This is a genomic window from Actinomyces lilanjuaniae, assembly GCF_003606385.1.
GTDB classification, from domain to species: domain Bacteria; phylum Actinomycetota; class Actinomycetes; order Actinomycetales; family Actinomycetaceae; genus Actinomyces; species Actinomyces lilanjuaniae.
The window spans coordinates 937,690-952,401 of sequence record NZ_CP032514.1 but is presented as its reverse complement, the minus strand read 5'-3'; the positions used below and the strand labels follow the sequence as shown (position 1 = coordinate 952,401).

The following is a 14,712-nucleotide window of genomic DNA, read 5'->3' as shown; positions in this document are numbered from 1 at the left end:
GAGCCCCCTCCTGCCTCACCTGGACGTGACTAGTCCTGGGCAGCGGGAGCCTGGTCGTCGTCACGCTCCACCTTCGCCAGGACCGCCTCGGCACCCAGGGCCACAGGACTGCTGTCAGAGCCCTCAACGGGGATGGCGAAGGCCACCACGGCCTCGTAGGTAGCGGTCACGGTCCCGATCACCGAGGGGTCCTCCACCATGGACGCCACAGGACCCTGCAACGTCACCTCCGAACCGTCCACTGTCCGTCTCAGCGTGGTCGTGTAGGACAGGGTGGTCACCACGATGGCTCCCTCGTCGTCAGTACGCAGTCCCAGGAAGCCGTCGCTGCCTGCCGAGGCGGACACCGAGACCTCGCCCACCTCACCGAGGTCGATGGCGCGGTCCGCCTCCACCTTCTGGCGGAGGGCGTCGTCCGCCCAGGCCTTCCCGTCCTCGCCGTCAGGGTCGTTGAGGGCGCCCACGTAGGAGTCTAGGACCTCCTGCGGCGTGGACACCAGGCCGTCGCTGTCGGCGACCACCTGCTCGGAGCCGCCGGCAAGAGAGGCGATAGGAGGTACCTCGGCCCCGGCAAACAGCTGCACCCAGGCCCACAGCTGGAAGTTGTCCCGCGCCGTGTCCTGCTGCAGGGCCATGAGGTAGGGGGCGACGTCATCAGAGGCGTCGGTGACGTTGATCGCCACGCGCGGGAAGTCCAGGGTGACCCCAGCCGAGCTCGTCTGGCTCGTCGTAGCCGGGAGGACGTGGACCTGGGAGTCGTCCTCGGTGGCGGTGGCCAGGGAGTACTGGGCCTGACGGACCCTGACCCCGGGGCCATTGACGTAGCCGGACAGGAGATCGGGGTTCTTCTCCTTGTCCGCGGCGTCCATACCTTTCTTGATGCGCTCCAGCACCTCAGTCAGCCTCTCGGCGCTCAGCACCGACTCGGCCACGGCGCTCTCAGTTACCTCCGGGGTCACCGCCGGCTGGTCCTGCCCGCAGGCGGCCAGGGCAAGGGCGACGGCGGAGGCCGCACCACCTGTCAGTAGGGCACGACGGCTGGTACTCATGCTTGCTCCTCGTGGTTGGGCGCCGCCTCGTCGGAGGAGGGCGCGACGGGCTCGGCCTGGACCGCTGCGACCTCGGCGGTCACTGCAGGGTCCTCAGCCTCAGCCTGGGGACCCGTCATGCTCGGAAGCGGCGCCTTCATCGCCCGGGCCTCAGGTCGACCAGGGCCAGTCTCGGGGACGACCTGACCAGAGGCAGCGTCAGGCCCAGCCTGCTGCCCTGTCCCCAGGGACGAGAGCTGCCAGGGCTGGGCTCCCGGCAGTGCCCCCTCACCCTGCGGCTGCCACTCCTGGGTCACGGGCTCCGGACCCCAGCCAGCCTGCTGCTCGGGGGAAGGCTCAGGAAGGCTGAGCTCGCGCGGCGGCTGACCGTAGGACACCTGGGACTGCTGGGGCTGGCCGTACGGCGGTACGTACGAGTCCTGCGACACCTGGGGATCCTGCGGCACCTGCGACACCTGGGAGCCACTGCCCTCCCGTCCCGGCCAGCCCCACATACCCGGCTCAGGCGACCAGTCCCATGTCTGCGGCTGCCCGGGTACCTGTCCGGGTTCCTGCTGACCCTGGTACTCCTGCTCCTGACGCTGGTCCTGCGGTAGGTCGGGCACCGTAGCCGGCATCGGAGGTGACACAGGCTCCTGGCCCGGGACCGCCTGCTTCCACGGCTCAGGGGCACTGTCCTGCACCGCCTGGCCCCATGCCTGGGGAGCGTCCTCCTGGGTCACCGGCCCTACAGCGTCCTGGGACTGCGGGGCCTGCGGGGGAACAGCCCCGGGGACTGCCGCCGGGTCAAAGGTGAAGGCGGATACGTCAGCCGCCTCCCCGCCCGCCTCCTCACCAGACGCAGGCACCGCAGCCCCCGGCGCGGGCTGGAAGGCTCCTGCCCCTGGCGGGGCGAAGCGGGAGGTCGAGGAGGTCCAGGGGCCTGTCTCAGCCTCCGCCTCGACGTCCACCTCCGCGTCAGGGGCACCAACTGGGTCAAGGTCCGGGCCAGCACCAGCGACGTCGGCCGAGCCAGCGTCTGGGACGGCGGGGACAACCACGGTCTCCTCACCGCTACCCACGGACGCGCCACCTGCGACCTCATCGACCCCGGCAACGGCCTGGCCACCCCAGGCCTGGCCGTCCCAGTACCCAGAGACCGCCTCTGTCGACCCAGGTACCCCGGGCAGGCCCGCCGCGTCACCAGGCTGCTCACTTGGCTGCCCGGCGTCCTGCGCCCCCCAGGCCTCCTGGGCTCCCGGCACGTCGGGGACCTCAACACCGTTGACGTGGACGCGCCCGGTACGCGGGTCGACCCACTCCAGCCCAGCGGCCTCAGCCCTCTCCTTGTCACGCTGCTCGCGGCGGGTCAGCTTGCGGCTGGGGTCATCGAGGCGGGGCAGCCCGGCCGTGGTCACCTCGTCCGCAACCGCGATCCGCGCGGCCTTCTCAGCCGCCTGGGAGCGACGTCGCCTGTCGGCGTGGCGCATCTGGATGTCGATGAGGAACAGGAAGACACCAACCAGGACCAGCAGCCCGCCTACCACGAGCCCCGCGTAGAAGTACCAGGGTGTGGACACGGTGCGCGGCCAGCTCAGGGTCAGCGTCGGCGCCGCCTCCTGGCCGTCCGTCACCGCGAGGATGACGTTGTGCGCGTTGGTGGCCGAGTAGGTAAAGCTGACGCTGGAGGTCCCTGTGTGCTCGTCGATCCACAGGTCGGAGCCCACCGGGTTGCTACCGGTCGCCTCCCGGGGGACGCAGCCTGACTCCTGCACCGAGGCCTGCGCGGAGGCATCCGCACTGGCCCCCTGGGTCGGCTCTGCGGTCTGGTCAGCGTCCTGGGAGGAGGCCTCGTCGCCGCACACCTCAGTCACGTCGGTGGACTCCAGGGTCTCGGAGCCCTCTGCCAGCCCGGTCACCGACACGTAGGGGTCCTCGTCAAGCCAGGCCTGGACGTCAGCCGCCCGGGCGACGATCACCGTGACCTCAGAGTCACCCGGCGCGCTCGCCTCTACCGTGACCTCAGAGCTGACAGTCCCCAGGACCCCGGGCTCGGTGACCAGGTAGGGCTGGGTCGGGCTGCTGGCCAGGGTGGCCTCGACCGTCGGACTGGGCCTCCAGATGGTGGCGGAGCACACCGCCAGGGCGATGGCCACCAGTCCGAGGACGGTCACGATCACGCTCACGATACGTCGCCTCACGACGTGGATCTCCTCTGCTCGCGGACACGGACGCGGACCTTCAGGCCCACGGGGCTCTCCCGCAGGTCCTCAGCCGCTGCCAGCGCACCCGGGCGCCAGCAGAGGAACAGAATCGCACGACCGCTGCCGCGACGCTGGTAGGACCCGGCAAGATCACAGGAATCCACGCGCTGAGCGAAGCGGCCTGGGCACCAGGTACAGGTAGCCCCGCTGCGCCTGCACGTCGTCTCCGATGGGTCTGCACGTCGAGCCGTCGCCTCGCTACGCTTGGAGGTGTGGCGGTGACCCTGACCGCCCGGCAGGAGGAGAAAGACGTGCCCGAGGAGCTCAGCGAGTTCGCCATCACCATGCGCGGCTATGACCGCGCCCAGGTTGACCAGCGTATCGACACCCTGAACCGCCAGCTGGCTGACGCCCGCCGCGAGGTCGCCAGCCTGGACCAGAGAGCAATGACCCTTGCGGGGGAGCTGGCGGACGCGCAGCGTCGGCTCCGGGAGTCGGACAAGCCCACCTACGCGGGCCTGGGCTCCCGGATCGAGCAGCTGCTCCGCAGCGCGGAGGAGCAGAGCGCCTCGGTCCTGTCCAAGGCCAACGCCGAGGCGGACGCGCTGCTGACACGGACCCGCACCAACGCCAAGAACCTGTCGGAGCGCAGCGCCTCCGAGGCTGCCACGATGCTGGCTGAGGCCCGCCGTGAGGCCAGCGAGCTGCGCTCCCGCTCCGAGACCGAGGCCTCCACCACCCTGGCCAACGCTGACGCCCGCTCCCGCGAGCTGGTCGCCGCCGCGGAGCGCAAGGCGGCCCAGATCACTGCTGACTCGGAGTCGGCCGCCACCGAGCTACGGGCCTCCGCAGAGCGCGAGGCAGCCCTCATCCTGTCCCAGGCCCGTAAGCAGGCGGCTGAGATCGCCATCTCCTCCGAGCGCGACGCCACGACCCAGCGCGACGCCGCGCTCGCCGAGGCCGACGAGCTGCGGACCTCCTCGGCTGCTACCGCCGAGGAGATCGTCTCCGACGCCAAGCAGGAGGCGGAGCTGACCCTGGGCAAGGCGCGCCGTGAGGCCGAGGAGATCCTCACCTCCGCGCGCACCGAGTCGGAGACCCTGCGGCGCACCGCAGCCGACGAGGCCGCGGCGGCCCGCGCGGAGGCCACCGAGCTCAGGCAGCAGGCGACCCTGGAGATTGCGGCCGCCCACGAGGCGGCCGCGCAGGAGGACTCTGACGCCCACGACGCCACCAGGGAGCGCATCCAGGAGATGCAGGAGCAGGCCCAGGCGCAGGCCCAGGATGCGGAGACCCGCTTGCAGGAGGCCCTGTCCCGGGCGGAGGAGGTACGCGCCCGTACCGACGCGGAGACCCGCGCCCGGCAGGAGGAGGCACTGGCCAAGGCTGAGGAGACTATCGCCCAGGCCCGCCTGGAGGCGGAGCAGATCGTCGCCGACGCCCGCGCGGAGGCCGACGTCACCGCCACCGTCGCCAGTCGGCAGCTTGAGGAGCTCGAGCGTCAGCGTGACTCCGTGTCCACCTACCTGGCTGAGATGCGCGGCGTCCTGGGCGGCTCCCTGCCCCAGGCCCCCGCCCTGGTCTCCCGGGAGACCTCTGCGGGGACGACGGCGCACGACGACAGTGAGGCCAACGGTGAGGCCAACGGCGAGGTCGCGAGCAGCCACGACGACGCCGACCCCGAAATCGCTGCCACTACCACCGACACCGCCGAGGCAGACGAGTCCTCCTCTGGGGCTAGGACTGTCGCGGGCAGCGCTGCCCAGGACAGTGCCGGGACAGGGACAGTGAGGAGCCTGAGACCGCAGCAGCTACCGGTTCTGTAAGCGCCTCCGAGCGGGAACACTCGCAGGGCGGCCGAGGGCAGGGAGCACGACAGACGCCAGAACGGCCCGGGTCCTCCCCCGGCGCAGAAGCCGACGCTAGGCGGCCCACCTCCGGCTGTGCCGGGAGGGGGTGCGACATGGGGGCGTCGACGGCACCGTACGGGTGCTGCCAGCGCCCCCATGTCACGTGCTGGGAAGGCCAGGATCTCCTTAACGCTCGCACTGCTTCTTATGCGCCTGTGCCGCCCTGCGCTACCACAGCCCACGCTGCCAGCAGGACGTGTGCCAGTGCCGACGCTCCTCCAGGCCCCGCTCCGCTCCGAAGAGCGACTGGCTGGGCCAGGCCACCACGTGAGGCGTTCCCGCCGGGACCTGATGGTGGCAGCCGGGGCACGTGTAGGACTTGTCCCCTCCTCGTACGTGGCGCACGGTGAACTCGGCTCCGCCAGGGCCTGTCTGCCTACGCGGGAGCGAGGAGAGACGAGTCATGTCCAGCGGAACGTGGTCGCGCCCGTAGGGACGCTTAGAGCTGCGGCGTGCCATGGACCAAGATCTAGCACAGGACCTGCCACACAGGCTGACACAGGACCGCGCCGAAGCACCTCAGGCTGCCGTGTGTCAGATCCCGTGTCAGGCATGGTGCCAGGTGGTGTCAGATAAGGCCCATTCCCGCCACGGCGTCCTTCTCCTCAACCAGCTCGGCCGCTGAGGCGTCGATACGGCTCCGGGAGAAGTCGTCGATCTCCAGGCCCTCCACGATTGTCCACTCCCCGCCGGAGGAGGTGCAGGGGAAAGAGGAGATGATGCCCTCAGGGACCCCGTAGGAGCCGTCAGACATCACCGCGGCAGAGGTCCAGGAGCCCGAGGTTCCCAGGACCCAGTCGTGGACGTGGTCGATGGCGGCAGAGGCGGCAGAGGCGGCAGAAGATGCTCCCCGGGCGGCGATGATGGCCGCGCCCCGCTTGGCCACGGTGGGGATGAAGTCCTCCTCCACCCAGGCGCGGTCAGCCAGGATCTCCGGGATGGGCGCCCCCTTGATGGTGGCCTGGGTGAGGTCGGGGTACTGGGTCGTGGAGTGGTTGCCCCACACCGTGACCTTGTCGATGTCGGTGACGTGGACACCCGCCCTGGTCGCCAGCTGAGCGAGGGCGCGGTTGTGGTCCAGGCGGGTCATGGCGGTGAACCGGGACGAGGGGATGTCCGGGGCGTGCGAGGCGGCGATGAGGGCGTTGGTGTTGGCAGGGTTTCCTACTACCAGGACCTTGATGTCGTCAGCCGCGCCTGCGTTGAGGGCCTCGCCCTGGGGGCCGAAGATCCCGCCGTTGGCGGAGAGCAGGTCGGAACGCTCCATCCCGGCCTTGCGAGGCATGGAGCCGACGAGGAACGCGATGTTGGCACCCTCGAAGGCAGCCTTGGGGTCGTCGAAGATGTCGACGGACCCCAGGGTGGGGAAGGCGGCGTCGAAGAGCTCCATAGCGGTGCCCTCAGCGGCCTGGACAGCCTGGGGGATCTCCAGCAGACGGAGGTTGACACGCTGCTCCGGGCCCAGCAGGGCGCCGGAGGCGATACGGAAGAGCAGCGCGTAGCCGATGTTGCCGGCCGCACCGGTGACGGTGATGTTGACGGGGGCGTTGGCCATCAAGGACTCCTTTGAGACGTGTGTCGGCTCGAACCGCAGGCAGCAGTCCTGCTGAGCCAACGCTATGACGTCGCGCAGGCCTGGACACCTCAGTCCAGGCGTTTCGTGACTGTCACCACCTGTTCCGGCCCCTGGGACGAACCGGGGTCCCCGCGAGGGGGAACGCCGGGACCCACTGCCTGCTTGTCCCCGACCGCCTGGGAAGACAGGGCGCTCCCAGCCCGCACCCGCGCTCCCCTCGTTCTATCGTGAGCCCTGGTAGTACGTCTCCTACCGAGCCGCTCCACACCACCCGTCACCGCCTCACCGCCTCACCGCCTCGCCCCACAGTTCCGCCTCCCCCCAGGATCGTCATGCCTGCTGCCCGCCTCCTGCCACGCCTGCCCCGCCCGGGCTCCCCGGGTCCGCCCATCTCCTCACCCGCTGGCAGGCATGCCTATGTAGTCTCCCTCCTCCTGTCCCTCCTGGCCTCGCTGGCCACAGGCTGGGCGCTCATCTCCACAGGCTGGGCGCTGGGAGCCCTGCTCGATGGCACAGTCTGGTCCCACCTGGTGTCCCAGGCCCTCACTGCTGCGGCACTGGCGGGTGGGCTGCGGGCTGGCGCCGAGCACGTGACCCGCTCCAGCGCCACCACCGAGGAGGCCCACCTGCGCCAGCTGGTCCTGGGGCACCTGCTCCGTCTGGGTCCGGCTCGTACGGCTGAGGACCGCAGCGGCGCCACCGTGTCCCTACTGACTGACGGCGCACAGCGCGTCGCCCGGTACCGGCAGACCTTCCTCGCCCCGGCGGCAGCCTCCCTCCTGGCCCCGCTCCTGGTCCTCACCGAACTGGCCCTGGCGGTGGACACGATCGTCTCCCTGGTCCTGGCCGCCATGGTGGTCCTGACCCCTGCCGTCATCGCCCTGGCCCACAGCCGGCTGAGAACCTCCTCCTCCGGCTCCCGCGACGCCCGGCTGCGTCTTGCCGCCGACTACCTTGACGCGATCCAGGGCCTGACCACCCTGACCCTGTCCCGGGCGGCACGGCGCACCAGCCAACGGCTGGCCGCCACCGGGGAGGCCAACCGGCGCTCCCTCATGCAGCTCTTGGCGGGCAACCAGCTCGTCATCCTGGTCACCGACGGCCTCTTCTCCCTGCTCCTTGTCACCACGGCCACGGCGCTGGCCCTGAGCAGGCTCGCCTCCGGGGCGCTGGGGACGGGAGACGCCCTGGCCGTCGTCCTGACCTCCTACGCGCTCCTGGAGCCGCTGGACCACGTCGGGGCCTTCTTCTACGTCGGCCTGACCGGCCGGGCCAACCAGCGGTCCCTGCGCGCGATCCTCTCCCGGCCAGCAGGGGGCCTCAGGCGGGCCGTACCGGCCGATCCCGCCACCTGCACGCGCGAGCCTGCTGCGGGTGGGACCGGTGACGAGCCCACTGCTGCGCGCGAGGCCAACGACGATCCTGAGGCGGAGATCCTCCTGCGGGGCGTGGAGGCGGTCTGGGACACCGAGCCGGTCCTGCACGACGCCGACCTGGTCGTCTCAGCCGGAGAGCACGTGGCTGTGGTCGGCCCCTCGGGCGCAGGTAAGTCCACCCTGCTGGCCGTGCTGGCCGGGGACCTGCTTCCCAGCGCGGGGACCGTGGTGGTCCACGGGACCAGGCTGGAGGCCTCCACCCAGGAGCAGGTGCGGCAGGCCTCGGCCCGGGTGGCCCAGACGACCTGGCTGCTCACCGGGACGATCGCGGACAACCTGCAGCTGGCCAGACCTGACGCCACCCCCTCGCAGATGTGGCGGGCGCTGGAGGAGGTGGGGCTCGCCGAGGAGGTGGCCCGCATGCCCTCAGGCCTGGCGACCCAGGTCGGTGAGGGGGGCCTGGGGCTGTCGGGCGGCCAGGCCCAGCGCGTCTCACTAGCCCGTGCGGTCCTGGCGGACCGCCCCGTCCTCCTCCTTGACGAGCCCACCAGCCACGTGGACCTCGCCAGCGAGGCTGCGATCATGGCGGCCGTGGAGACAATGGCGCCGGGGCGTGCGGTCGTGACGGTAACGCACCGCGAGGGCGCCGTGGCCGGGGCAGACCGGGTCCTCGTCGTCACCGGAGGCAGGCCCCAGCAGGCACAGGAGGAGACCCGGTGAGAGACCCCGTGAGTCTGACAGCTCCGACAGGTCCAGCGCGTCCACCGAGCGCAGCCAGCCCAGCCGGGGCTGCCCGGGGCACCAGCAGCCTGCGGCCGCCCGGGCAACGGGTCCTGCTGCGCTGGCTCCTGGAGGTGACCCGCCCCGTCCTGCGGCCGTTACTGGGGTCCGTCGTGTGCCGGGTCGTCAGCCTCCTGGCAGGCGCCGCCCTGCTGGCCCTAGGCGCCTACGCCGTCGCTGACGCGGCCGTGCACCTGTCGCGCACCGGTGCACCTGGAGCCCTGCGGTCAGCATGGGCGATCGTGTCCGCCATGGCCGTCCTGGCCCTGCTCAAGGCTGCGCTGCGCTACGCGGAGCAGTTCCTCGGGCACCTTGTGGCCTTCAGGGCACTGGAGCTGCTGCGGGCGGAGCTTTTCCGCGCCCTCCTGCCCCGCGCGCCCCGACTGTCCGCAGGATCGCGCTCTGGCGACCTGCTGGCCCGCGCCACCAAGGACATCGACCGTATCGAGGTCTTCTTCGCCCACACGCTCGCTCCCGCGGTGTCGGCACTCGTCGTTCCTGCAGCCGTGCTGGTCGTCGTCAGTGCGACGACGTCGTGGGTGGTCGCCCTGGCGGTCCTGCCTCTCCTGGCTGCCCAGCTAGTCCTGGTCCCTGCCCTGGGAGCCAGGGCCTCGGTGCGGGCCTCACGGGCGGCCTCCCGGCAGCGGGCCGCACTCACCCACCATGTCAAGGACACCGTCCAGGCCATGGGCGACATCGTCGGCTACGGCCGTGAGCGGCAGCGCCTGGAACAGCTGGCGGCCCTGGACGCGAACGTCGCCTCCGCCCTGCGGCCCTCCACCACGTGGGCCTCGCTGAGGCGGGGTGCCAGCCAGGTGCTGGGCCTCGCCGCCCCGGTGGTCGTCGTGGCTGCAGGAGCCGGTAACGTCGATTCCGGCTCCGTCAGCGTCCCGGCCCTGGCCGCAGCCGCAGCCGCGGTCCTGCGGCTGTCCGGGACAGCACAGGGGGCCGAGGCGCTCGTCAGCGCGCTGGCTCCCGCTCTTGCCTCCGCCGAGCGGGTCTGGGAGGTGGTCCACGCCCCCGTCGAGCGCCACGACGGTACCCGGGAGCTCAGCAGCGGCATCTCACACGAGGTCCTGTGGCAGGGGGTGAGCTACACCTACCCTGCTGCCTGCGCTGCCCTGGACAGCACCAGCGGCTCCGGCAGCCTAGGTGGCAGCGTCCTGCCCGGCCGCGCCGCACCCACAGCTGACGCAGGCCGCATGTCCCGCGCAGCCCCCGCAGCAGCCCCCGCACTCAACGACGTCAGCCTGAGAGCCAGGGCCGGGAGGTGGACCTGCGTGGTCGGAGCCTCTGGCTCGGGCAAGTCGACCCTGGCCATGCTGGTCCTGCGCTGCGAGCCCTTGGGCCCGGGAAGCGCCCAGACCGGGCGCGTTCTTATTGACGGCATCGACGTGCGTGACCTGCGCACAGACTCCCTGTACCAGGAGGTGGCGCTGGTCCCCCAGCACGCCCACTTGTTTCGCGCCTGCGTGGCCGACAACGTGCGCCTGGCCGCCCCCTCAGCCAGCGACGAGGAGGTCCGCGAGGCCTGCCGGGCGGCTGGCGTCCACGAGGAGGTCGAGGCCCTCCCCCACGGCTACGACACTCTTGTGGGTGAGCGTGGTGAGACCCTCTCGGGTGGCCAGCGGCAGCGGCTTGCCCTGGCCCGGGCGCTTCTAGCCCGCCCGAACCTGCTCGTGCTCGACGAGCTGTCCTCACACCTGGACCCGCAGACACAGGCCCGGGTCCGGGCGGGCATACGCCGCTACCTTCCTGAGGCGACAGTCGTGGAGATTACCCACCAGGTGCGCCAGTCGGTACAGGCGGACCACGTCGTCGTGCTGGACGCCGGAAAGGTCGTCCAGGAGGGCTCCCCCTCGGTGCTGCTGGAGGTGGACGGGCCGCTGCGCACTCTGTTGGCCCGAGGTTAGCCAGGTTGGCCCGAGGTTAGCCAGGTTCGAGGTTACCGAGGCCGCTGACTACGGACCGCCGGTGAGGAGCTACTCACCCCCAGCGGCAGCGTCCACCGCCTGGGCGGGACTGTGCACGCGGGCGGAGGCCTCCAGCTCCTCGGGGCTGACAACGCCCTCCACGCTGACCTTGTCCAGGTAGGCCATCCCGTCGAAGGACAGCTCCCGGGCGTTGGCAGGGTCCGCCTCGGCCCCGATGCGCCCGCCCGCCAGGCGGTTGACCAGCAGGGCGATCGCGCCGTCACCGGTGACATTGGTGGCCGTGCCAAAGGAGTCCAAGGCGATGTAGGTGGCGATCATCAGCGCCACCTGCTCCTCGTTGAAGCCAAGCATGGAGGACAGTAGTCCCGTGGCAGCCATGATGGCGCCCCCGGGGACACCCGGGGCCGCCACCATGGTGATGCCCAGCATGAAGATGAACCCCGCCCACTGGGCAACGGAGACCTCGATGTCCTGGGTCAGGACGATCGCGTAGGCGAAGGCAAAGATCTTGGATGTCGAGCCCGCCAGGTGGATCGTGGCGCACAGCGGGACCGTGAAGGACGCGACGGCGTCCGACACGCCGTTGCGGCGCACCTGGCGTAGCGTCACGGGGATGGTCGCAGCCGAGGAGGCCGTGCCCAGGGCGGTGAGGTAGGCGGGAAGCATGGTGACCAGGGCGCTCAGCGGGTTCCTGCGGCTGACAGCACCGGCGACGAGGAACTGGGTGCCCAGGATGGCCACCTCAAGGAGGAGCACGACGACGACCACACGCAGCAGGGTGCTCACGATGTCCCACACCTCTCCGGTGTAGGTGAGGTTGAGGAAGATACCAAAGATATGCAGCGGCAGCAGCGGCACGATGATCCGCTCAATGAGCCGGGTGATGATCGCGCGGAACTCGATAAAGCCCTTGCGCAGCACGCCCCGGGGCACCATGGACAGGCCGATCCCGATGACAAAGGACAGCAGCAGCGCAGTCATGACCTCCACCGCCGGCGGCATCTCCACGGTGAAGTAGCTGGACAGGGCGCTTCCGGGCTCCTCGACCTGGTCCAGCGAGCCTCGCCGCAGGACGGAGGGCAGCGCGGCGGCGCAGACCAGGTAGGTGAGGAACCCCGCGAAGAGTGTGGAGCCGTAGGCTAGGGCGGCGGTAACCCCCAGCCACCGGCCCGCGCCACGCCCCAGGTCGGCGATGGCCGGGGTGACCAGGCCGATGATGATAAGGGGGATAGAGAAGCTCAGGAACTGGCTGAACAGGTCGGAGAAGGTGACGAAGACGTTGCCGACCTGGGCCGGGACCAGGTGTCGGCCACCAACCGTGGCAGAGCCCAGCAGCAGAGCCAGGATGATGGCAAGAAGGACCCAGACCAGGATGCCTCCCCTGGTCAGCAGGTTCCTGCTCTCGCGCCCCGGCTCTCGGGACTCACCAGAGCGGGCGGGAGTGGGCTCAGACATGTGAGGACCTTCCGGTAGGGCAGGGAGGACGGTCGGGCCGTCAGTGACGGGGGCAGACTGCCACACCGAAGAGGTTGCGGCACCTCACGCCCACAAGGTGGTCCGCTCACTGCGTGATCCGCCCGGCCGTGAGCGCGGGCTGCGTCACAGGACGTAGGCAGTTGAAGAAGAGGTCACAGAAGGCGGGGAAGGTTCACGTACTGGGCCAAGGCAAGCAGCGCCCCGGCCAGGATCGTGCCAAAGGCCACGTCGAAGACACGCCCCCGGGCTGCCAGCCAGCTGCCCTCAGGGCGCCGCAGACGCACCAGCGCCAGGACCAGGATCCCCACAGCCAGCCACAGGACCGCCAGGAGCCGCTGCCCTAGGAGGGTCAGCACGGGTACGACGGCCAGTCCCAGGGCCACCAGCACTACCCCGACGGTGCTGTAGGGCTCCTTGTGCCCAACCTGCCTGAGATGCTCCTGCTGTGCCACGACTGCAGTCTACGGCTGCGCCCCGGTGGAGGCCATGGGAGAGCAGGGCAGAGTCAGTGGGAGAAGTGGCGGGCACCGGTGAGGTACATCGTCACTCCTGCCGTCTGGGCCGCCTCAATGACCTCCTGGTCCCGGATCGAGCCTCCCGGCTGGACGACGGCACGTACCCCGGCGTCCAGGAGCACCTGGAGGCCGTCGGCAAAGGGGAAGAAGGCGTCGGAGGCGGCCACGGACCCCCGCGCCCGCTCGGGGGCAGCGCCTGGAGCACCCTCAGCGCCTGCGCCCGGGACCTCCTGCCCGCCCTGTCCCAGGGTGTTGGCGCGCTCCACGGCCAGCCTGCAGGAGTCAACCCGGTTGACCTGGCCCATGCCGACCCCGACAGTGGCACCGCCGCGAGCCAGGAGCACGGCGTTGGAGCGTACGGACCGTACCGCGCGCCAGGCGAAGAGGAGGTCGTCCATGACGGCGTCGCCAGCCGGCTCGCCCGCCACGAGGGTCCACGAGGAGGGGTCGTCGCCCGGGGCGTCCAGGACGTCGCGGTGCTGGACCACGGCACCGCCGGAGACCTGCCTGATCTCGTAGCCCTCCCTCTGCGGGGGCTCGACGACGAGCAGGCGCAGGTTCTTCTTGGCGGACAGGATCTCCACCGCCTCGTCGGTGAAGGCAGGGGCGGCCACAACCTCCGTGAAGACAGGACGCACCTGCTGGGCCATCGCTGCCGTGACCGTGGCGTTGGTGGCGATGACCCCTCCGTAGGCAGACACGGGGTCGCAGGCGTGGGCACGGCGGTGGGCCTGAGCCACGTCGCCGTAGGCCGACACGGCGATCCCGCATGGGTTGGCGTGCTTGACCACGGCTACGCACACCTGCTGGCCGTGGTCCCAGGCGGCACGCAGGGCCGCGTCGGTGTCGGTGTAGTTGTTGAAGCTCATGGCCTTACCGTGCAGCTGGCGGGCACCAGCGACCCCGCCGCGAGCCCCCGGCGCCCGGTAGACCGCGGCCTCCTGGTGGGGGTTCTCCCCGTAGCGCAGCAAGGACAGGCGCTCATAGCCCGCCCCGATGTAGGCGGGCAGGGCCGCGCGCGCCTGCGCGTGCCCGCCGTCCCCGGCCACAGCTGTCTCAGCAGACTCAGCTCTCCCAGGGCTGTCCTCCTCCCGCTGGTCCTGCTGGACCTGGGTAGACATCCAGGTGGCGACGGCGGCGTCGTAGGCTGCGGTGTGGGCAAAAGCGGCAGCAGCCAGGCTGCGGCGCTGGGAGCGGGTGAATCCCCCGGCGGTGAGCGCCTGGGCGACCTCGGCGTAGCGTCCCGGGTCAGTCACCACGGCCACCCCGGGGTGGTTCTTGGCTGCGGCGCGCACCATGGCAGGCCCGCCGATGTCGATCTGCTCGACGCAGGCGTCAAAGGGTGCGCCGCGCTCCACCGTGTCGATGAAGGGGTAGAGGTTGACCACCACCAGGTCGACGGGGGTGACGTCGAGGTCTTCCAGCTGGGCCAGGTGGTCAGGCTTGCGCCGGTCAGCGAGGATGCCTGCGTGAATCCGGGGGTGGAGGGTCTTGACCCGTCCCTCCAAGCACTCCGGGAAGCCCGTCACCTCCTCCACCGGGGTGACGGGCAGGCCTGCCTCGACGATAGCGGCAGCGGTGGAGCCCGTGGAGACGATCTCGACACCGGCCTTCACCAGGCAGGTCGCCAGGTCGGCGAGACCGGTCTTGTCGTAGACCGAGACCAGGGCACGGCGCACGGGTAGCAGGTCGGGGTCGTCCGCCCGCACCGGGCTGGAATCAGGGCCGGTCGGGATCGGGGCGGTGGTGGCAGAAGTGGTGGGGGCCTGGGTGCTCACGGGGGCGCTCCTGGGGCAGGGGCTGGCGGGACGCCCAGGCGGACGACGTCCCCTCCACGACGGACCAGGCCGCTCCCCGGTGGTGGCCCACCCTCGCCAGTTACGGCCACCACACACTGTACCTGCTCACCACCT

9 protein-coding genes and 1 riboswitch are annotated in these 14,712 nt (G+C 70.8%); of the genes, 3 read left to right on the top strand and 6 right to left on the bottom strand.

The window, feature by feature from the left end:
• Positions 1-29: 29 nt before the first annotated feature.
• Complete coding sequence (locus D5R93_RS04085; protein ID WP_120203969.1) at positions 30-1,049, bottom strand: DUF8094 domain-containing protein; 1,020 nt, start codon at positions 1,047-1,049, stop codon at positions 30-32.
• Positions 1,046-3,214 carry a hypothetical protein gene (locus tag D5R93_RS04080; protein ID WP_162933824.1) on the bottom strand — a complete coding sequence of 723 codons (2,169 nt, stop codon included), beginning with the start codon at positions 3,212-3,214 and terminating at the stop codon, positions 1,046-1,048. Before D5R93_RS04080 ends, D5R93_RS04085 begins: the two co-directional genes overlap by 4 nt.
• Positions 3,215-3,543: 329 nt before the next feature.
• On the opposite strand from D5R93_RS04080, the gene D5R93_RS04075 reads away from it, so the two are divergent.
• Positions 3,544-5,058: a coiled-coil domain-containing protein gene (locus D5R93_RS04075; RefSeq protein WP_243107031.1), complete on the top strand. Its 1,515-nt coding sequence runs from the start codon at positions 3,544-3,546 to the stop codon at positions 5,056-5,058.
• A gap of 652 nt (positions 5,059-5,710) precedes the next feature.
• Here the strand turns inward: D5R93_RS04075 and D5R93_RS04065 are convergent.
• The gene (locus tag D5R93_RS04065; protein ID WP_119835825.1) at positions 5,711-6,697 is read right to left on the bottom strand and encodes a malate dehydrogenase; all 987 of its coding nucleotides are present in this window, start codon (positions 6,695-6,697) and stop codon (positions 5,711-5,713) included.
• A gap of 353 nt (positions 6,698-7,050) precedes the next feature.
• Between D5R93_RS04065 and D5R93_RS04060 the strand changes: the two genes are divergently transcribed.
• Positions 7,051-8,814, top strand: a complete 1,764-nt coding sequence (locus tag D5R93_RS04060) for an ATP-binding cassette domain-containing protein (protein WP_120203964.1) — start codon at positions 7,051-7,053, stop codon at positions 8,812-8,814.
• On the top strand, positions 8,811-10,787 hold the full coding sequence (locus D5R93_RS04055) for an ATP-binding cassette domain-containing protein (protein ID WP_341466843.1): 1,977 nt from the start codon (positions 8,811-8,813) through the stop codon (positions 10,785-10,787). The genes D5R93_RS04060 and D5R93_RS04055 overlap by 4 nt, the downstream gene beginning before the upstream one ends.
• A 69-nt stretch (positions 10,788-10,856) precedes the next feature.
• On the opposite strand, the gene D5R93_RS04050 is transcribed toward D5R93_RS04055, so the two are convergent.
• From D5R93_RS04050 to purH, 3 genes are all read right to left on the bottom strand, one after another.
• The gene (locus tag D5R93_RS04050; RefSeq protein ID WP_119835827.1) at positions 10,857-12,263 is read right to left on the bottom strand and encodes a dicarboxylate/amino acid:cation symporter; all 1,407 of its coding nucleotides are present in this window, start codon (positions 12,261-12,263) and stop codon (positions 10,857-10,859) included.
• A gap of 173 nt (positions 12,264-12,436) precedes the next feature.
• The gene (locus D5R93_RS04045; RefSeq protein WP_119835828.1) at positions 12,437-12,736 is read right to left on the bottom strand and encodes a DUF3017 domain-containing protein; all 300 of its coding nucleotides are present in this window, start codon (positions 12,734-12,736) and stop codon (positions 12,437-12,439) included.
• 53 nt (positions 12,737-12,789) lie between these two features.
• On the bottom strand, positions 12,790-14,577 hold the full coding sequence (purH, locus tag D5R93_RS04040; protein WP_205570091.1) for a bifunctional phosphoribosylaminoimidazolecarboxamide formyltransferase/IMP cyclohydrolase: 1,788 nt from the start codon (positions 14,575-14,577) through the stop codon (positions 12,790-12,792).
• 25 nt (positions 14,578-14,602) lie between these two features.
• A riboswitch (ZMP/ZTP riboswitch) is annotated at positions 14,603-14,691 on the bottom strand.
• Positions 14,692-14,712: the final 21 nt, after the last annotated feature.

What these genes read in the sequence shown, in the direction of transcription:
- D5R93_RS04060 (WP_120203964.1), top strand. Translation starts at nt 7,051, where the DNA reads ATGCCTGCTGCCCGCCTCCTGCCACGCCTGCCCCGCCCGGGCTCCCCG.
- D5R93_RS04085 (WP_120203969.1), bottom strand. Translation starts at nt 1,049, where the DNA reads ATGAGTACCAGCCGTCGTGCCCTACTGACAGGTGGTGCGGCCTCCGCC.
- D5R93_RS04050 (WP_119835827.1), bottom strand. Translation starts at nt 12,263, where the DNA reads ATGTCTGAGCCCACTCCCGCCCGCTCTGGTGAGTCCCGAGAGCCGGGG.
- D5R93_RS04065 (WP_119835825.1), bottom strand. Translation starts at nt 6,697, where the DNA reads ATGGCCAACGCCCCCGTCAACATCACCGTCACCGGTGCGGCCGGCAAC.